This is a genomic window from Bacillus sp. 5B6, assembly GCF_000259405.1.
Lineage (GTDB): Bacteria > Bacillota > Bacilli > Bacillales > Bacillaceae > Bacillus > Bacillus velezensis.
Map to the genome: position 1 here is coordinate 151,305 of NZ_AJST01000001.1, position 18,024 is coordinate 169,328.

An 18,024-nucleotide genomic window follows, 5' to 3' on the forward strand; every position below is an offset into this window, starting at 1 on the left:
CAATCTCAGAACCTCACTTCTGAATCACTCCTTTTCCGCAAGAGAGAAATGAATAAACACTTCTCCTCAATATGTGTTATACTTTCATTGATATTGATTCTCAATTAAAAATGTTTGAAGTATAGATATAAACGGGAGGCAGAACGATGGCGGAAAATCATGAGGTGTATGACGTCACGATTATAGGCGGAGGCCCGATCGGCCTGTTTGCGGCTTTTTATTGCGGAATGCGTGAGCTGAAAACGAAAGTGATCGAGTTTTTGCCGCGGCTCGGAGGGAAAGTGTCTATGTTTTTCCCTGAAAAAATCATCCGTGATATCGGCGGAATACCCGGGATTGCCGGAGAACAGCTGATTAGGCAGCTGAAGGAACAGGCTGCGACATTTAAGCCGGATATCGTGTTGAATCAGCGGGTGACCGGATTTGAACGGCTGGAAGACGGAACCATTGTGCTGGAAAGTTCCAAAGGGGAAAAACACTATACGCGCACGGTGATTTTGGCCGTCGGCATGGGGACGCTTGAGGTCAATGAACTTGACAGCGCGGATGCGAGCCGTTATTCGGGAAAGAACCTTCATTATAAGGTGGAGAAGCTTGATGCGTTTCGAGATAAGCATGTCGTGATTTCCGGAGGGGGAGATACCGCGGTTGACTGGGCGAATGAGCTGGAACCGATTGCGGCGTCTGTTACCGTCTTGCACCGCAGGGAGGAGTTCGGCGGTTTGGAAAGCAGCGTCGCGAAAATGAAGCGGTCTTCCGTGCGGGTGCTTGCGCCGTATTGTCTGAAGCATCTCAATGGCACCGGAGAACGGATCGAGAGCGTCACCGTTTGCCAAACTGAGTCCGGACTTTCTGAAGTCATCAAGCTTGATGAGCTCATTATCAACCACGGGTTTAAAATTGATCTCGGTCCGATGAAGGACTGGGGGCTTGAGATTGAAGAAGGCAGGATTAAAGCTGACAGACATATGCGGACGAATCTTCCGGGCGTGTTTGTCGCCGGTGACGCCGCCCATTATGAAAGCAAGCTCAGATTGATTGCAGGCGGTTTCACGGAGGGGCCGACCGCCGTGAACAGCGCCAAAGCCTATTTGGACCCGCAGGCGGATCAGATGGCGATGTATTCGACTCACCATAAAAAATTGGTGACACAATAAAAAAGGCTGACCCCCGATGTTGAGTCTGGGGGGTCAGAAAAGCATTCCGGCGTATCAGCTGTGAACGAGCATGTCTTTCATTTCATTTCGTATAAACGCAAATAACTGTTCCTGATTTTTCACGGCGGTAAACCCGCAGCCGGCGGGGACGTCTTCGCCCATGCAGATGACGGGAGGGCGGTTTGCTGACGGATCCGGTGATATGCCGATTTGTTTTCCGGCGCTGATCAAATGCTGAGCGGATTCTTTGCCCGTACAGATAATCATTTGCAGAGGAGACTCACTGATCGTGCGTTCGATCATGGAAGTGAACCGCTCATCCGCGATATGTTCATGGGTGATATAAAACGAGCATGATTTTGAGTCTGACAAGTTTTCTGCTGCTTGACGGCTTCCTACAATGAGTGAATGCAGAGAATCAATTTGACATTCGGATAGGAGAAAGCCCCGTTTTGTCAGTTCCGTCTTTGCGGCCTCAGTCGCTGCATTCAGGCTTGCGGTCACCCGGCGGATGTCGATCTGCTTGAAAGCCAGTGTGTCAAAGAATTCGCATACCGCAAGGCGTGATGTGAAAGATATATGTTCAAAGGTGCTGATCTGTTTCAGGATGTTTTCGTTTGCGGGCATTTTTTTAACGATCCGCTTCGGCCATTCAATAACATCGGCGCCATACTCGCGCAGCTTGTCTGTCAATGTATGTTCTTCATCGCCATGAGTGACAACCATGATATGCCGCCCGATGAACGGTTTGCTTTCAAACCAGCTGTGTGTTTGAAAATTGACAATATCACCGATGACGATAATGGCAGGGTTGGTGATGTTTTGGCTTTCAACTTTTTCATGGATATCCTGAAGCGTTCCTTTAACGCTCCGCTGCCGCCCCCACGTCCCCCATTGAATGACGAGTACGGGAACGGAAGGGGATTTTCCGTACTCCATAAGCTGCCGGCATATAAACGACAGATTTTTAACGCCCATGTAAAACACAAGCGTTTGAACGCTTCGGGCAAGCCCTTCCCAGTCGAGATTCGGCCTGCCTTGCAATGATGTATCATGAGCGGTGATCATCGCGAAGGACGAAGCGAAATCACGATGGGTGACGGGGACTCCCGCATACAGCGGCGCTGCGATTCCCGAGGTGATGCCGGGCACCATTTCGTAGCGGATGCCGTGCTGATGAAGCGCCTCCGCTTCTTCGCCGACTCTGCCGAACACACTTGGGTCTCCGCCTTTCAAGCGGACGACGGTGCAGCCCTCCGCCGCTTTTTCAATCAGCAGGGCATTTATCTCAGACTGTTTCATAAAATGACGGTCGGGCAGCTTTCCGCAATAAATGAACCGGCAGTCCGGTGAGGCATATTCAAGAAACTTTGGGTTTGCGAGCCGGTCATACAAAATGATATCCGCTTTCTCCAGAGCCTGTTTTCCTTTTACGGTGATCAGCCCCGGGTCTCCTGGTCCGGCACCGACAAAATATACGATTCCGTTTTTCATGATGGCGTCATCCCTTCAGCAATTTAAAAAATGAAGGACCACTTGAAAAAGTGATCCGGTCTTTGCTCAATACAGGAGGTATACATTCTCTCCTTCAATCAGTGTTTCGTATGTTTTGACACAGCCATGATCCGGCTCTTGGACTTTTCCGTCTTCTAAGGAGATTTTCCAGTCATGCATCGGGCAGAAGACGTATTCTCCGCTGACGATGCCTTCAGCCAGGACGCCCCCTTTATGGGGACAGCGATTTTCGACGGCGCGGACGCTCCCGTCAGAAAGCTTAAATACGGCAAGCTCTTTATCTTCTATATATACGGTTTTTCCTAACTCCTCGGGTAATTCGTTTACTTTGCCTATGCAAACCTTTGTCATATCTTTATTAACCATGTCCGTTCCCCCTTACTGTTTTATGAAGTCGTGACGACATTTTCGAATAGATCTTTAGATGCTTTTTTATCTTTAAGGAAGTATTGCCACGGATCTTTGTGGACAGAGAGTGTCTCATTCATTCTGTCGTTGAGCTCCTGCCGTTTTTCCGGATCGTTTAATACGGATTGGACATGAGATAAACCGACGCGCTCAAGCCATGCGGATGTCCGCTCCAGATAGTTTGCCGTTTCTCTGTAGTACTGAAGGTAAGCCCCTGCATATTCTAAGACTTCTTCATTCGTTTTTACTTTCATCAGCAAATCACCGGCGCGCAAATGGGTTCCGCCGTTTCCGCCGACATAAAGCTCCCAGCCTCCGTCGATGCCGACAACGCCAAGGTCCTTAATGCCTGATTCCGCACAGTTCCGAGGGCAGGCGGACACGGCCATTTTAACCTTATGAGGCGTATTGAGCCCTTCGAATTTTTTCTCAAGCGCAATGCCCAGTGCCATGGAGTCTTGCGTGCCGAAGCGGCAGAATTGTTCGCCTACGCACGTTTTTACCGTGCGGAGTGTTTTTCCGTACGCGTAGCCTGACGGCATATCAAGCTCGGCCCATACTTTCGGCAGGTCTTCTTTTTTGACGCCGATGAGATCAATCCGCTGGCCGCCTGTCATTTTAACAAGCGGGATCTCATATTTGTCGACGACATCGGCGATCTTGCGGAGATCCTGAGAGTTGGTCACGCCGCCGTACATCCGCGGCACGACTGAGTATGTTCCGTCTTTTTGAATATTGGCGTGCATTCGTTCGTTCACAAAACGGGATGTTCTGTCATCCTCGTATGTAGCCGGATTAATCATGCCTAAGTAGTAGTTGAGGGCAGGACGGCATTTGGAGCAGCCCTCCGGCGTTTTCCAGCCGAGCACGTTCATGATTTCTCTTGTATGGGACAGCCCTTTGGCTTTGATTTCTTCTACGACTTCATCTCTCGACAGTGATGTGCATCCGCAAATCGCTTCTTTTTGCGCGGACGCGTCAAATTCTGAGCCCAGTGTATATTGAAGAATGTCTTCCACGAGCGGTTTACAGCCTCCGCAGGAACGGGATGCCCCGGTGCATGCTTTGATTTCGTCCGTTGATGTGCAGCCTTTTTCCTGAATGGCTTGAATAATCGCACCTTTTGAAACGCCGTTGCAGCCGCAGATGATTTCATCGTCGCTCATCGCCGCGGTCATGCTTGCGCCTGCTTCCTGGTCAAGAGGCTGTAAGATTGATATTTTGGAAGTTTCGGAGATATCGGCTTCTTTTTGAATCATAGAAAACAGGCGGCCGCCCTCGCTGCTGTCGCCGAACAAAACAGCGCCGACAATTTGATTGCCCCTCAGGACGATTTTTTTATAAATGCCGTCCTGTTCATCGAACACTTTAATCGCTTTTTTGTCCTCTGATTCGTTAAAGTCACCGGCAGAGAAGACTTCGACGCCTGATACCTTTAATTGAGTGGAGAGAACGGAGCCTTCATACGGTTTTGTGTCAATGCCGCAAATATGTTTGGCCAGCACTTTCGCCTGTTCATAGAGCGGCGCCACAAGACCGTATGCGATTCCGCGGTGCTCGGCACATTCACCGACCGCGTAAATGTGCGGAATGTCAGTCTGCATATAATCATTGACAATGATTCCGCGGTTTACCGGAATGCCGCTTTCTGTGCCAAGCTGTGTATTCGGGCGGATGCCGACCGCCATGACGACCAGGTCAGCTTCGATGCTTGTGCCGTCTTTGAAGCGTACGCCTTCGACACGGTCAGTACCGAGAATTTCTTCGGTTTGCTTTTCAAGGAAAAAGGTCATGCCTTGTTTTTCTAATTCGTTTTGCAGCAGGCGTCCCGCCGCTGCGTCAAGCTGGCGCTCCATCAGGAATGGGGCGAGGTGGATGACAGACACGTCCATTCCGAGATTCAGCAGTCCGCGTGCGGCTTCCAATCCCAGCAGTCCTCCGCCGATGACGGCTGCTTTTTTATATTGTTTTGACGCGGCGAGCATCGTGTCGGTATCTTTTATGTCCCGGAATGCCGTGACGCCTTGTTTGTCTGCGCCCGGAATCGGAAGGATAAAAGGGACAGAGCCTGTCGCCAGGATGAGTTCATCGTAAGGCTGGATTCTGTCTGCATCTGTGATGATGGTTTTGTTTTCCGTGTCGACTTTGATGACTGTTTCACCGGTATACAGCTGAATGTTGTTTTCTTTGTACCAGTTCCAATCGTTTAATGTAATGTCTTGAATGTCGGTATCGCCTTGCAGCACTTTTGACAGAAGGATTCGGTTATAGTTGGGATGAGGTTCGGCCCCGAATATTGTAATTTCGAATTCGTCTTTTGAAACACGCAGTATTTCTTCAATCGCTCTTACCCCGGCCATTCCATTTCCAACAAGGACTAGCTGTTTTTTTCCCATCAGATGATCCGCTCCTTATCTATGTTTTCTTTAGCGTAGCACAGCAAAAACAAATATTTAAGGTGCATGTTATGAAATGTAACAAAAAATACTAAAAAATCTAAAAATTTTATGAAAAATTATATAGGGCTGATTCGTACTGTGCACATCTTAAAACCGGGCATTTTACAGTCCGGATCCAAGGCTTCACCAATTAAATCGTTGACGTTTTGCGTGTCAGACCAATGGATGGGGACAAACAACGTGTCTTTTCGTACGTTCTCCGACCATCTGCTCCGGACCGTGATGCTGCCCCGGGGGGATTCTATCTTCACGAGAACACGGTCTTCGATATGATAGTCGGCCGCCGTTTTTGGGTGGATTTCCACAAAGGATTCGAAATGTCTTGCAGCCAAGGCAGAGCTTTTTCTCGTTTGGACACCCGTTAAGTAGTGAGACATCACCCTTCCTGTGGTTAAATAAAGCGGATAGCCGGTGCTCGGTTTCTCTTTCGGGAAGGCCGGTTCATTTGGAATCACGCTTAATTCAGCTCTGTGATCGGGATGGGCAAATGAATGCTCAAACAATCGCCCGGTTCCGGGGTGATCCGCTTCAGGACATGGCCACTGAATACCGCCTTCCCGCCTGAGCCTGTCATAGGTGATGCCAGAGTAATCAGCAATTCCGCCGCGGCTCGCTTCTCTCAGTTCGTTAAAGATTTCCTCCGCCGACGTATAGGGAAAATAATGCCCTTTACCAAGAGCCGAGGCAATGTCACAGATGATCTGCCAATCATGTTTCGCTTCTCCGGGGCAGGTGCGGCTCGCTTCTCTTAATGTCACGCGGCCTTCTACATTTGTCATCGTGCCTTCGTCTTCCAAATAAGAGGAGGCGGGTAAAATCACATCTGCGAATGCCGCGGTCTCAGAAATAAATAAATCAACTGCGACAAAGAATCTCAGTTTCTTGATTGCTTGTTTGACGAAATTCGCATTTGGGCCGGAAACAGCCGGATTGGAACACATGAGAAACAGTCCTTTGATGTCGCCGCTATCTATTTTTTCTATCATTTCATAGGCTGAGACGCCTTTTCGCGGCAGCTCATCCTGATGAATCCCCCACACCTTCGCAATATACGCCCGGTGTTCTTCAATTTCGATAGAACGGTAGCCCGGAAGCTGATCCGCTTTTTGGCCGTGTTCTCTCGCGCCTTGTCCGTTGCCTTGACCGGTAATCGCCCCGTAACCTGAGAAGGGCTTGCCGATTTTTCCCGTGATCAGCACCATATTTAAGAAAGCCTTCACCGCCGCGGTACCGTCAGTCTGCTGTTCGATTCCCCGCGCTGTAAACAGCATGCCGGATGTTTCCTTGGCAAACTTCACGGCGGCCTTTCGCATATGCTCCAAAGGAACACTTGTCTGCTCGGAAATCTCTTTCAGATCCAAAGCGTCGGTATGCCGTTTGAGCTTATCGAATCCGTTTGTGCGTGTGCGGATAAAGTCTTTGTCTGTAAGCTGTTCGTCAATGCAGATTTTGACGAGTCCGTTTGCCAGGGCGGCGTCTGTGCCGGGCTTGATTTTCAGGTGAAGATCGGCTTTTTTGGTCGTCGCCGTTTCCCGGGGATCAATGGCGATAATGTAAGCCCCGTTTTCTTTCGCTTTATCAAAATACGGCATGATCGTCGGCTGGCATTCCGCGATATTGGTGCCTGCCAGGATGATGACGCGTGTATGCGGAATGTCCGATAATGGATTCGTCAGGCCCCTGTCCGCACCGAATGTCTGGCCGGCCGCCGTTGCTGCGGCAGACATACAGAGCCGCCCGTTGTAATCGATGTATTTCGTCTGTAAGCCGACCCGTGCGAACTTTCCAAGCAGATAGGCTTCTTCATTTGTAATTGAGGCGCTCCCGTAGACGGCCATCGCATCATTGCCGTGTTCGGTTTGGATCAGATTGATTTGTTCCTTAATGCGATTCAGTGCTTCAGCCCAAGAGACAGGCACAAATTCACCGTTTTTTTTAAGCAGGGGGCGTGTAATGCGGGAAGAGTGCACGGCATGCTGATGGGCATTCATGCCTTTTGTACATAAACGGCCATTTGTCGTCGGATTATCAATGCCGATTGCAGTGTATTTCTTCCGTGCCGCGAAGGTTTGTTCCGTAAGCTGCATTTTGCATTGCATGCTGCAGAACGGGCATTGAGTCTCATATGTTTTTTCCGATTGAATATCTTGCAGTTTGTCACGGAAATAACGGAGCATCGGTTCAGTCAAAAAGCTTCATCCTTTCGTATGGCGTTTTCCCGGCAGACAGGTTTTGCAGCAGGGATATGTCTGAACGGAGATTTTTCAGAAGCTGTGTCCGCATATCTTCTTCAAACAGCATTTCTCTGATATGGACGAGGCCGAGTCTGTCAACCCATTGGTAAATCGCTTCGTTGTAGTGAGCCGTTTCGCGATAATACTGAATAAGGCCTTTCATCATAGCGGCGGTACTGTCTTCGTTATTCGTCACACAAAAAAGGCTGCCGGCGCGAGCTTGTTTTCCGCGGGCGCCCCCGATATAAATCTCCCAGCAAGTTTGTGTCTGAAGCGCGCCGATATCCTGAATGTAAGCATCGGTGCAATTGTTTTCACATGACAAGCTGACGGATACGTAAGCGGGGAGGGCAAGCATGTCGGTATCTCGTTCAATCCTGCTTGCCAGCTCTTGAAAGGAGCGATGCTGTCCGCACGTACATGATCTGATTTGAATCGTCCAGCGGTGCCGGGGGGAGAAAACCGGCATGTTCAGTGCTTTTCTGATGCTTGCAAGGTCATTTGGCCTGATTCCGGAAAGCCTCAGCCGGTGACTGTCAGTCATCGAAACGCCGGGGATGCCGTATGCTTCAATGACGTTTGCGATGTTTTTGAGCTCTGCGGCACTTGTCAGTCCGCCGTACATTTGCGGAATCAGGGTGCATGTCTCTTCTGCCGATATTTCATTGAACTGCATAAAATCAGGCCGCGTCCTTTCCATGTAGTAGTGAAGCGCCGGAATACAAATGCGGCAGCCGTTTTCTGTTTTCCAGCCGATCTCTTTCATTACCTCGGCGGCATCAGTGAACGGACGGCGCCGAAGTTCCGCGATGACTTCTTCTTCCGTCAAATCGGTGCAGCCGCAAAACGAAGGCTGGCGGGAGGGTTTTGTGTAATCATCGCTCGCCATATACTTCAGCAAGTCTTCAACGAGAGGCCTGCATCCTCCGCAAGACCCGGACGCTTTTGTCATGTGCTTTACTTCCTCCGCGGTTTTTAAGCCATATTTGTTCACCGCTTCTTCAATGGAGCCCTTGGTCACTGAGCTGCATTGGCAAATGGTTTCATGGGGAGGCATGGATTCAAAGGATATACCGCCTTGATCCGGTTCCATGAGCTGTTTTTTCACGATGGAAATATCTCTTTGCTTCACAAGACTGTCGAGAAGCCGCTGTTTACCGCGCGTGTCCCCGAATAAAATAAAGCCGGCCGGTTTATCGTCCTCAAAGAGCGCTTTTTTGTAGATGCCTGCATGCTCATCATGGAACAATATGCCGGCTGTGTGCTCATCCTCGTGCACCTTTCCTGCCGACCATACATCAATACCGGCTATTTTTAAGGCTGCAGATTGTGTAAAGCCTTGAAACCCTTCGCACGGGACGCCGCATAGATGCTGCGCGAGCACTTTTCCCTGTTCATAAAGCGGCGCCGCCAATCCGTATACAATCCCGTCATGCTCCGCGCATTCACCGACGGCATACACATTCGGTTTGTTCGTCTGCATGAATTGATTGACGATGATTCCTCGGTTCACTGAAAGTCCGGCAGATGCAGCCAATCGGATATTGGGCCTCACACCAACGGCCATGACAATCAGGTCTGCTTCTATGGAAGAACCGTCTTTGAAACGGATGCCTTCCGCCCGTGAGTTTCCTGTAATGGATACCGTGTCTTTCTCTAAAAGAAAGACTAAGCCTTTTCGCTCCAGCTCTTTCTGCAGCAGGCGTGATGCCGTTTGATCAAGCTGTTTTTGCATAATGGCGGAAGAGTGGTGAATGACGCTGACGTCCATGCCGAGCTGCCGTAAGCCGACGGCCGCTTCAAGACCTAATAAACCGGCGCCGATGACCGCCGCCTTTTGATACCGGCCGGCCGCATTGATAAGGGATTGGCAGTCCTCTATTGTCCGAAAGCTGTACACACCTTCTTTATCTGCTCCGGGTATGGGGAGAATATAAGGAGAGGAGCCCGTTGCAAGGATGATTTGATCGTAAGTCATGCTGCGCTTCCGATCCGTTGTGACAACCTGCCGTTCTGTATCAATGTGTACAACCGCTTCTCCCGTGTAAAGCGTAATTCCGTTTTTCTCGTACCATTCGCGGCTATTCAGCGTAATGTCATCAAGCGAAACCTCACCTTGTAAAACGGAGGATAAGAGAATGCGATTGTAATTGGGATGAGGTTCGCTTCCGAAAATGACAATCTCAAACATGTCACGGTTCATCTTTAAAATGTGTTCAATACAGCGGATTCCGGCCATTCCGTTTCCTGCTGCAATTAATCGTTGTTTCTTCATTCGCCAAACCTCCTTTGCAGCTGCCTGTAAGATTGCTTCTCTATGAGAAATTATGGCACATTGCCTGATTAACGCATTAAATGTGTCGCATTATCTTACACATGTCTTTTCCGGTGAATGCCGGTCATATATTCTTGATTCAGCAATTTGAAATGATAGAAGACCGGAAAGGAGAATGTTATGAAGCTGTCGGAATTAAAAACAAGCGGCCATCCGCTCACTCTGCTCTGTTCCTTCTTATATTTTGATGTGAGTTTTATGATTTGGGTAATGCTGGGAGCTCTCGGCGTTTATATTTCTCAGGATTTCGGGTTATCTTCTTTTGAAAAAGGGTTTGTCGTGGCTCTGCCGATCTTATCAGGATCTGTGTTTCGGATCATTTTAGGTGTGTTAACGGACAGGATCGGGCCGAAGAAAACAGCCGTGATCGGGATGCTGTTCACGATGATCCCGCTGCTTTGGGGGGCATTCGGGGGCCGTTCTTTGACTGAGCTGTATGCGATCGGCATTCTGCTGGGCGTAGCAGGCGCAAGTTTTGCTGTTGCGCTCCCGATGGCGAGCCGGTGGTATCCGCCTCACTTGCAGGGGCTTGCAATGGGGATAGCAGGTGCCGGCAACAGCGGCACTTTGTTTGCGACATTGTTCGGTCCCCGCCTTGCGGAACAGTTTGGGTGGCACAGTGTAATGGGAATTGCGCTTCTTCCGTTGATGATCGTTTTTATACTGTTTATGGTCATGGCGAAGGACTCTCCTGCACAGCCCGCACCGCAGCCGCTTAAAAACTACCTTCACGTTTTCAGGCAGAAGGAGACATGGTGTTTCTGTCTTTTGTACGGCGTCACTTTCGGAGGTTTTGTGGGACTATCAAGTTTTTTGGCGATTTTTTTCGTTGATCAATATCAATTGTCAAAAATCCATGCCGGTGATTTCGTCACAATATGTGTCGCAGCGGGCAGTTTTTTTCGCCCTGCAGGAGGCTGGATTTCAGACCGTGCGGGAGGCGCGAAAGTTCTCGCTGTACTGTTTGTCATCGCGGCTCTGTGTATGGCGGGAGTCAGCAGCCTGCCTCCGCTTTCAACGGTTGTCGTTCTGCTGTTTATCGGAATGATGGCGCTCGGTATGGGCAACGGAGCGGTATTTCAGCTTGTCCCTCAGCACTTTGCAAAAGAAATCGGAATGGTGACGGGGATCGTCGGAGCAGCCGGCGGCATAGGAGGTTTTTTCCTTCCGAATATTTTAGGATCATTGAAGCAGATGACGGGAACTTATGCGATCGGTTTTATCTCTTTTTCATGTATCGCATTGCTCGCGTTTGTGCTTGTTCTGGCCGCAGGCTATTTTTGGAGAAAGAGCTATGGCACTGAAAACAGTCCTGCGGATGTTTAAGTTTGGGCGGAAGACACGTATGACAGCGTGTCTTTTTTATGATTGATTATTTTCCACTTGATTTTAAACGGAGAATATATCAGAATAAATAGTAACGATTACGATTTATAACAATGTACATCATGATGAAAATAAGGCAGGCGCGGGATATAAATCGTAATCATTCTATTTTGTCAGGAGGCTATTTTATGAAAAAAATTCCGGTTACAGTATTGAGCGGCTATCTTGGTGCCGGTAAGACGACCGTTTTGAATCATATTTTACAAAACCGCAACGGTTTAAAAATTGCCGTCATCGTCAATGACATGAGCGAAGTAAATATAGACGCGGGCTTGGTGAAGCAGGGAGGCGGCTTGTCAAGGACGGATGAGAAACTCGTAGAATTATCTAACGGCTGTATCTGCTGCACGCTGCGTGAAGATTTATTAGTCGAAGTTGAGAAACTCGCGAAAGACGGCAGATTTGATTATATAGTGATTGAATCAACAGGGATCAGCGAACCGATTCCCGTTGCCCAGACATTTTCTTATATAGATGAAGAAATGGGTATTGATCTGACATCATTCTGCAGGCTGGACACAATGGTGACCGTGGTGGATGCAAACCGCTTCTGGCATGATTTCCAGTCCGGTGACAGCCTTCTTGACCGGAAGGAAGCGGCGGGAGAAGAGGATGAACGGGAGATTGCCGATTTATTAATTGACCAAATCGAGTTTTGTGATGTGCTCATTTTAAATAAGTGTGACATGGTGGGCGAAAAAGAGCTTGAACAGCTGGAAACGGTTCTGCGCGCATTACAGCCCCGTGCCAGACTGATCCGGTCCGTCCGCGGAGAAGTGCCCGCCGAATACATATTGAATACCGGTTTATTTGAGTTTGAGGAAGCGAGTTCATCAGCAGGATGGATAAAGGAGCTGACGGCAGGTCATGAAGCGCACACTCCGGAAACGGAAGAGTACGGCATCACTTCGTTTGTGTACTCGCGGCGTCTGCCGTTTCATACCGCTCGTTTTGACAGCTGGCTGCATCAATCAATGCCTGACAACATTGTGCGCGCAAAAGGAATTGCTTGGTGCGCAACCCGCAACAGCCTTGCGCTGCTGATGTCTCAGGCGGGTCCGGCAGTTTCGATTGAGCCTGTTTCTTATTGGGTGGCGGCAATGCCGAAACTTGAGCAGGAGCAGATCAAACAGCAGGAACCGGAGATTCTGGAAGATTGGGACGACCAATTCGGAGACCGTCATACGAACCTGGTGTTTATCGGAACAGATTTAGATGAAGCAGCCATTACAAAGGAATTGGATCAGTGCCTGCTCACGCCGTCTGAGTTCGATTCCGATTGGTCGCAGCTTGAAGATCCTTTTCAATGGGATATTCAGCGGGCCGAATAACATACCGGCCAAGTTTAGAAGCAGGTGAAAAGGGAAGGAGTGATGAAAAAGGAGCTGACCAAGTGTGAAAGCACTGACATACCAAGGAAAAGAACATATGGAAGTGAAAGAAGTCCCGGCACCCGCCATTCAAGATGAGAGAGATGTCATCGTTCGAATCACCGCAACCGGGATATGCGGTTCAGACCTTCATTTATATAAAAACGGAATACCCGCCGATCCGGGTTATATCGTCGGGCACGAGCCGATGGGAATCGTTGAAGAAACGGGCAGTCAAGTCAAAAAGCTGAAAAAAGGCGACCGGGTCGTGATTCCTTTTAATATCGGATGCGGAGAATGTCATTATTGCAAGCATCAGATGGAAAGCCAGTGTGATGAATCAAATCCAAACCCTCATACAGATGCCGGCGGCTTATTCGGTTTTTCGGAGTTTAACGGTAATTATCCCGGCGGGCAGGCTGAATATTTACGTGTTCCTTATGCTGATTTCTCTTCTTTCCTGGTCCCGGCAGACAGTGAGCTTGAAGATGAGCAGGTGCTGCTTCTGTCAGATGTCATGCCGACCGCCTTTTGGAGCGTCCAGCACAGCGGAGTGAAAAAAGGAGATACTGTCGTGATTCTGGGATCAGGTCCGATCGGATTAATGGCGCAAAAATTCGCGTGGAAAAAAGGAGCAAAGCGGGTTATCGCAGTCGATCAAGTCCCGCATCGCCTTGAACATGCGAGACGCATAAACGGAGCAGAGACCTTCAATTTTTCAGAACATGATGAGATCGGGAAACTGCTGCATGAACAAACGTCAGGGGGCGCGGATGTAGTGATTGATTGTGTCGGAATGGACGGCACGCCGCTTTCAAAAGAAAAAACAGAGCAAAAACCGAATCAGTTCGGAACGATCAGTCCGATTCTTACAGCATCAGAAGCCGTTAAGAAGTTCGGAACCGTGCAGCTCACGGGCGCATACATTTCTGAAGCGGACGGCTTTCCGCTCGGTGATTTTTTCACACGCAACGTTTCTTTAAAAATGGGCCAGGCACCCGTTATTCATCTGATGCCGATGCTATATCAAATGATCGAACAAAATGAAATTGATCCGACGGATATCATTACACACAAAATGAGTCTTGCGGAAGCTCCTGCTGCATATGATATATTTGACAAAAAAGAAGATGGCAACATTAAAGTGATTTTAAAGCCATAGCGAGGAGAAACACGATGAATATTTACAGACCGGCGGGATTTTGGATCAGATTGGGAGCCGTGGTACTCGACTATTTAATTACTTCAGTGCCTTTGGCGATTATTTTTATGCTGGCAACAGGAAAAGATCCGAATGAGAGCACAATGATCAGCATCATTTTGTCTCTTTACGGTATTTTGCTCCCTGTATACTGGAACGGTTATGTTATCGGCAAAAAGATCTGCGGTATCCGCATCGTCAAAAAAGACGGAACTCAGGTAGGCTTTCTCACTATGATTTTGAGAGTGCTTGTGGGCGGCCTGATATATGGGGTGACGTTTGGAATCGGTGTGATCGTGAGCGCATTCATGGTCGGAATGAGAGAAGACAAACGGTCAATCCACGATTTTGTAGCGGGAACGTATGTCACATACGCGCTGCCGGACGAATCGATTGAAAAGAGCGAATAATTTCGCTCTTTTTTTTGCATAAAAAATAGATGAGGGAGAAACATATAACAAACGTTAAAGGAGGAAAGAGTCATGAAAAAAGCTGCATTGTCTTTAGCTGCGTTTTTCATTACAGCAATGGTTTTCACAATGCCGACACACGCCGCCGGAACAAAAATGCCTTCAACAATGTCACTCACGGAACAGCAGAAAAAAGAAATTGAATCACTCGAAAAAGAAGTGCTCGAAAAACGAAAACATGTCATATCCAAATATGTTGAGTACGGGGTCCTGCCGAAAGAAAAAGCAGAACATATTAAACAGCATATGGACAGGCGCTTTAACATGATGAAACAAAATGGGTTTGTCCCGAAGCCTCCGCCTCATAAATTGGAAAAGCGGCATCATCATTCTTAAGCATCCGGCAAGCCGGATGCTTTTTTGTTTTTATCGGGATTGCTCTGAACGGATCAGGAAAAAAAGTTTTTATTGGTACGGAATGTAATTGAAACAAACAGTAAAAGTTTATAAAAGTTCCCTGAGAGAAATATGATTCTCTCAGGGATTTCTTTTACATTGCGGCTGCATCAATAATATATGTATCCGCATGAAGATCGGATATTTCGGCAGGCACTGAATAACAGGTAAGGCTGTATCGGCCTTTCGGAATATGAAAGAAAAGCCGCTTGGACATCACGCTTTCAATCTCTATTCCATCTTTTACAGCCTCAAAGGGAACAGTCGCTTTTTTCTCATAGGATGGTACCGGTTCACTTGTGTTAAGCCTGAGAACGATAAATGCCCTCGTATTTCTCCTTGCCTCAAATGAAACAGCTCCGTCAGCTTCCGCATATCCTTTTTCAATGGCTTCATCGGTCCAATCGATAACAGGCGGTTCTGAATCTTTTTGGAAGATTGTAAATTGATGATAAGAAATGGCCAGTTCTTGCGGTTTCCATGATTTAATCAATGCGCTGTTCCTCCTGTTTTTTACTTAATTTTAAATAATACTCTTGTTCCGTCGGGATCATTGGTAAGCTGGTGTCCGACCCATGAGCCGGCTCCGCGGTTGTCTGCCGGAGAAATATATTCTACGGAGGCATTATTTCCGCCCTGTTGACAAACCGCCATCGGCCATTCATCCCTATCGTATCCCGTTTTTACAGGTACATGTTTAAGAGATTGCTCACGACGCTTATGTACTCCGTCTCTGTCAATGGTGCATATGCTGGAATGCCCTTCTTTTATCGCGTCCTTAATATGCTTTGCTGTTTCCGGATATCGATCGGACGGAAATAGGATTACCTTGTCGTAATCACTCTTCTGAACGGTTTGCTCGTTATCTGAGAAAAGATCACCCTTGATCAGGGCCGCGACTGCTCCGGCAATGATGATAAGAACAAGCAGCAGTGCTTTTAATGTTTTCAAGAGTATCAATCACCTCCAGTTTTAATTGCTGTAAAGCTGGTCCAAGAATAAAGCAGAATCGGCCGGCTGTAAAGCTGTTAAAATATATTTCTCAGCCGCAATTCAGCTGAATATCTGTAAAACCATCCGCACAAATCAACTTTATTCATTAAAAATTCGATCAGAAAGTGTTTTTTGCCGTTTCCCTATTCAGAAATGAATGGTTGCGGCCGTATCGTCAATTGACTTATTATAGCGATAAGCTCACCGGCAGGATATCTTCGTCTGCGAGTGTCCGACCCGAAAACCTTGGCCTGCATGACCGGGCGCAACAAGACGATAAAAAGACGGCCATCTGATAAGAAGGCCGTCAGCAAATCATTCCAGATTCGCATGCTTTGTAAACATGTCTGCTGAATTCAATTCTTTTTTCTCCATGATTTTTAGAATAACCGCATCGTAAAACAGCAGAAGAGTTTGTTCGAATAAAGAACCCATCGGCTGAATCGTCTTTCTGTCTCCGCCGGTCTCTTCCTTAGGAGAGCCGGGAATCGTTATTGTAAGATCCGCAAGTTTGCCGAGACTTGAGTCGGGGTTAATCGTTAATGCAGTGATGATGCCGTTAAGGCTTTTGGCTTTTTCAGCCGTATGAAGCAGACTTTTTGTTTCGCCTGAGCCTGAGCTGATGATGACGAGACCGCCTTCTTGGAGGGGAGGGGTAAGCGTCTCACCGACGATGTAAGCGTTCAGGCCGATGTGCATCATCCTCATGGCGAACGCTTTAGCCATAAACCCGGAACGCCCCGCTCCGGACGTGAAGATTTGATCTGCCGATAAAATCTGATCCGCAAGCTTGTCAGCTTCACTGTCGGATATTAATGCTGCGGTGCGGGATATTTCATTTAGTATTTCATGTAAGTATTCAGTCGTTTTCATGATCCTTGTGTGATCAGCTGTTTCATTTTAGCAGCAGCATCCGCTTTATTGTCAGCTCCCGTAATGCCTCCGCCGACAATGATTAAATCTGGGTTTTGTTTGATGGCTTCAGGAAGCGTATCAAGTTTAATGCCTCCGGCAATTGCGGTTTTAGCGCTCTTGACCGCTTTTTTAATCGCCGTCAGCTCCTCGAATGAATTTTTCCCTTCTGCTTGAAGATCATAACCTGTGTGAACACAAATATAATCAACACCGAGTTGGTCAATTTCTTTTGCCCGTGTTTCAAGGTTTTTTACGTTAATCATGTCGACGAGGATTTTTTTCTGCTGTTTTTTTGCTTCGGCAACCGCCCCTTTGATCGTTGAGTCGTCTGTCGCTCCTAAAACGGTGATGATGTCGGCTCCCGCTTCTGCCGCTTTCATAATCTCGTAACCGCCTGCATCCATGATTTTAAGATCGGCAAGCACTTTCAAGTGAGGAAAGGCTGTTTTCATTTCCTGCACGGCTTTCAGTCCTTCATTAATGACAACGGGAGTGCCGATTTCTACAACATCTATATATTGTTCGACCTCTTTCACAAGTTCAATTGCTTCCGGGATATTTACTAAGTCTAATGCCAGCTGTAATTCCACTTTATATCCACTCCTCTTTTTCATGTATTTCCATTCTATAGAGTGCCCCGCATGTTGAGAAGTACGCACTTTGAAGTCTAATAGTTACTTTGAGGATACTGTCCCCGCAGGCAATGCGCTTTGTTTCAGCAAAACTGCGTGGTAGTATAAACTGATGAAAGTTGTGTGAAAAAGTAAGCGTGTATGAATAGATGATGACCGTACAAAAAGTAAGAGGAAGGAGAATTGTCCGTGAGCCGAATGGATGAGAAAACGTTTAATTGCGAAAAGGAATTGACGCTTGCCGTGATAGGCGGGAAGTGGAAAATGCTGATTATGTGGCACTTGGGAAAAGAAGGGACGAAGCGGTTTAATGAGCTGAAAGCTTTAATTCCGGATATTACGCACAAAATTCTTGTGAATCAGCTCAGGGAGCTGGAGCAGGATCTGATCGTTCACAGGGAAGTTTACCCTGTCGTCCCTCCGAAAGTGGAGTATTCTTTAACGGCGCAAGGAGAAAGCCTTATGCCGATTCTGGACGCCATGTATAAGTGGGGAAAAGATTATATGGAATTAATCAACATTGATAAAACTGCAATAAAGGAATCTTTTTGAA

16 protein-coding genes are annotated in these 18,024 nt (G+C 47.8%); 7 read left to right on the forward strand and 9 right to left on the reverse strand.

Translation table 11 applies throughout. The annotated features are described in order from the left end of the window. Positions 1 to 146 precede the first annotated feature (146 nt). Positions 147 to 1,157: an NAD(P)/FAD-dependent oxidoreductase gene (locus MY7_RS00745; RefSeq protein WP_007609277.1), complete on the forward strand. Its 1,011-nt coding sequence runs from the start codon at positions 147 to 149 to the stop codon at positions 1,155 to 1,157. A gap of 54 nt (positions 1,158 to 1,211) precedes the next feature. Here MY7_RS00745 and cobA read toward each other — a convergent pair whose 3' ends face one another. From cobA to nirB, 5 genes are all read right to left on the reverse strand, one after another. Next, positions 1,212 to 2,651 carry a uroporphyrinogen-III C-methyltransferase gene (gene cobA / locus MY7_RS00750; RefSeq protein WP_007609278.1) on the reverse strand — a complete coding sequence of 480 codons (1,440 nt, stop codon included), beginning with the start codon at positions 2,649 to 2,651 and terminating at the stop codon, positions 1,212 to 1,214. Positions 2,652 to 2,717: 66 nt separating this feature from the next. Next, a complete protein-coding gene (gene nirD, locus MY7_RS00755; protein WP_007409365.1) occupies positions 2,718 to 3,038 on the reverse strand; it encodes a nitrite reductase small subunit NirD in 321 nt (106 codons plus the stop codon). A gap of 20 nt (positions 3,039 to 3,058) precedes the next feature. Then, positions 3,059 to 5,476: an NADPH-nitrite reductase gene (nasD, locus tag MY7_RS00760; protein WP_007609279.1), complete on the reverse strand. Its 2,418-nt coding sequence runs from the start codon at positions 5,474 to 5,476 to the stop codon at positions 3,059 to 3,061. A gap of 119 nt (positions 5,477 to 5,595) precedes the next feature. Continuing rightward, positions 5,596 to 7,728 carry an assimilatory nitrate reductase catalytic subunit NasC gene (gene nasC, locus MY7_RS00765; RefSeq protein ID WP_029325716.1) on the reverse strand — a complete coding sequence of 711 codons (2,133 nt, stop codon included), beginning with the start codon at positions 7,726 to 7,728 and terminating at the stop codon, positions 5,596 to 5,598. Further along, entirely contained in the window at positions 7,721 to 10,048 is a 2,328-nt protein-coding gene (gene nirB, locus MY7_RS00770; protein WP_007609283.1) for a nitrite reductase large subunit NirB, read from the reverse strand. Before nirB ends, nasC begins: the two co-directional genes overlap by 8 nt. Positions 10,049 to 10,228: 180 nt before the next feature. On the opposite strand from nirB, the gene MY7_RS00775 reads away from it, so the two are divergent. From MY7_RS00775 to MY7_RS00795, 5 genes are all read left to right on the forward strand, one after another. Beyond that, complete coding sequence (locus MY7_RS00775; RefSeq protein ID WP_007609284.1) at positions 10,229 to 11,434, forward strand: MFS transporter; 1,206 nt, start codon at positions 10,229 to 10,231, stop codon at positions 11,432 to 11,434. 188 nt (positions 11,435 to 11,622) lie between these two features. Continuing rightward, positions 11,623 to 12,825, forward strand: coding sequence for a GTP-binding protein (locus MY7_RS00780; RefSeq protein WP_029325717.1), 1,203 nt, complete (start codon positions 11,623 to 11,625; stop codon positions 12,823 to 12,825). Between the two features lie 64 nt (positions 12,826 to 12,889). Then, on the forward strand, positions 12,890 to 14,026 hold the full coding sequence (locus tag MY7_RS00785) for a zinc-dependent alcohol dehydrogenase (protein WP_007609290.1): 1,137 nt from the start codon (positions 12,890 to 12,892) through the stop codon (positions 14,024 to 14,026). A 14-nt stretch (positions 14,027 to 14,040) separates the two neighbouring features. Further along, complete coding sequence (locus MY7_RS00790) at positions 14,041 to 14,475, forward strand: RDD family protein (RefSeq protein ID WP_007609296.1); 435 nt, start codon at positions 14,041 to 14,043, stop codon at positions 14,473 to 14,475. A gap of 117 nt (positions 14,476 to 14,592) precedes the next feature. Then, positions 14,593 to 14,871, forward strand: coding sequence for a YckD family protein (locus MY7_RS00795; protein WP_373271686.1), 279 nt, complete (start codon positions 14,593 to 14,595; stop codon positions 14,869 to 14,871). A gap of 154 nt (positions 14,872 to 15,025) precedes the next feature. Here MY7_RS00795 and comJ read toward each other — a convergent pair whose 3' ends face one another. The 4 genes from comJ to hxlA all read right to left on the reverse strand — a co-directional run bounded on the left by comJ (position 15,026) and on the right by hxlA (position 17,429). Then, complete coding sequence (gene comJ, locus MY7_RS00800; RefSeq protein ID WP_007609299.1) at positions 15,026 to 15,424, reverse strand: competence protein ComJ; 399 nt, start codon at positions 15,422 to 15,424, stop codon at positions 15,026 to 15,028. A 20-nt stretch (positions 15,425 to 15,444) separates the two neighbouring features. Then, entirely contained in the window at positions 15,445 to 15,882 is a 438-nt protein-coding gene (locus MY7_RS00805) for a NucA/NucB deoxyribonuclease domain-containing protein (RefSeq protein ID WP_029325718.1), read from the reverse strand. Between the two features lie 357 nt (positions 15,883 to 16,239). Next, positions 16,240 to 16,797 carry a 6-phospho-3-hexuloisomerase gene (gene hxlB, locus MY7_RS00810; protein WP_007609301.1) on the reverse strand — a complete coding sequence of 186 codons (558 nt, stop codon included), beginning with the start codon at positions 16,795 to 16,797 and terminating at the stop codon, positions 16,240 to 16,242. Next, positions 16,794 to 17,429: a 3-hexulose-6-phosphate synthase gene (gene hxlA, locus MY7_RS00815; protein WP_014416875.1), complete on the reverse strand. Its 636-nt coding sequence runs from the start codon at positions 17,427 to 17,429 to the stop codon at positions 16,794 to 16,796. The genes hxlB and hxlA overlap by 4 nt, the downstream gene beginning before the upstream one ends. A 231-nt stretch (positions 17,430 to 17,660) precedes the next feature. Between hxlA and MY7_RS00820 the strand changes: the two genes are divergently transcribed. Beyond that, on the forward strand, positions 17,661 to 18,023 hold the full coding sequence (locus MY7_RS00820; RefSeq protein WP_007409352.1) for a winged helix-turn-helix transcriptional regulator: 363 nt from the start codon (positions 17,661 to 17,663) through the stop codon (positions 18,021 to 18,023). Position 18,024 lies beyond the last annotated feature (1 nt).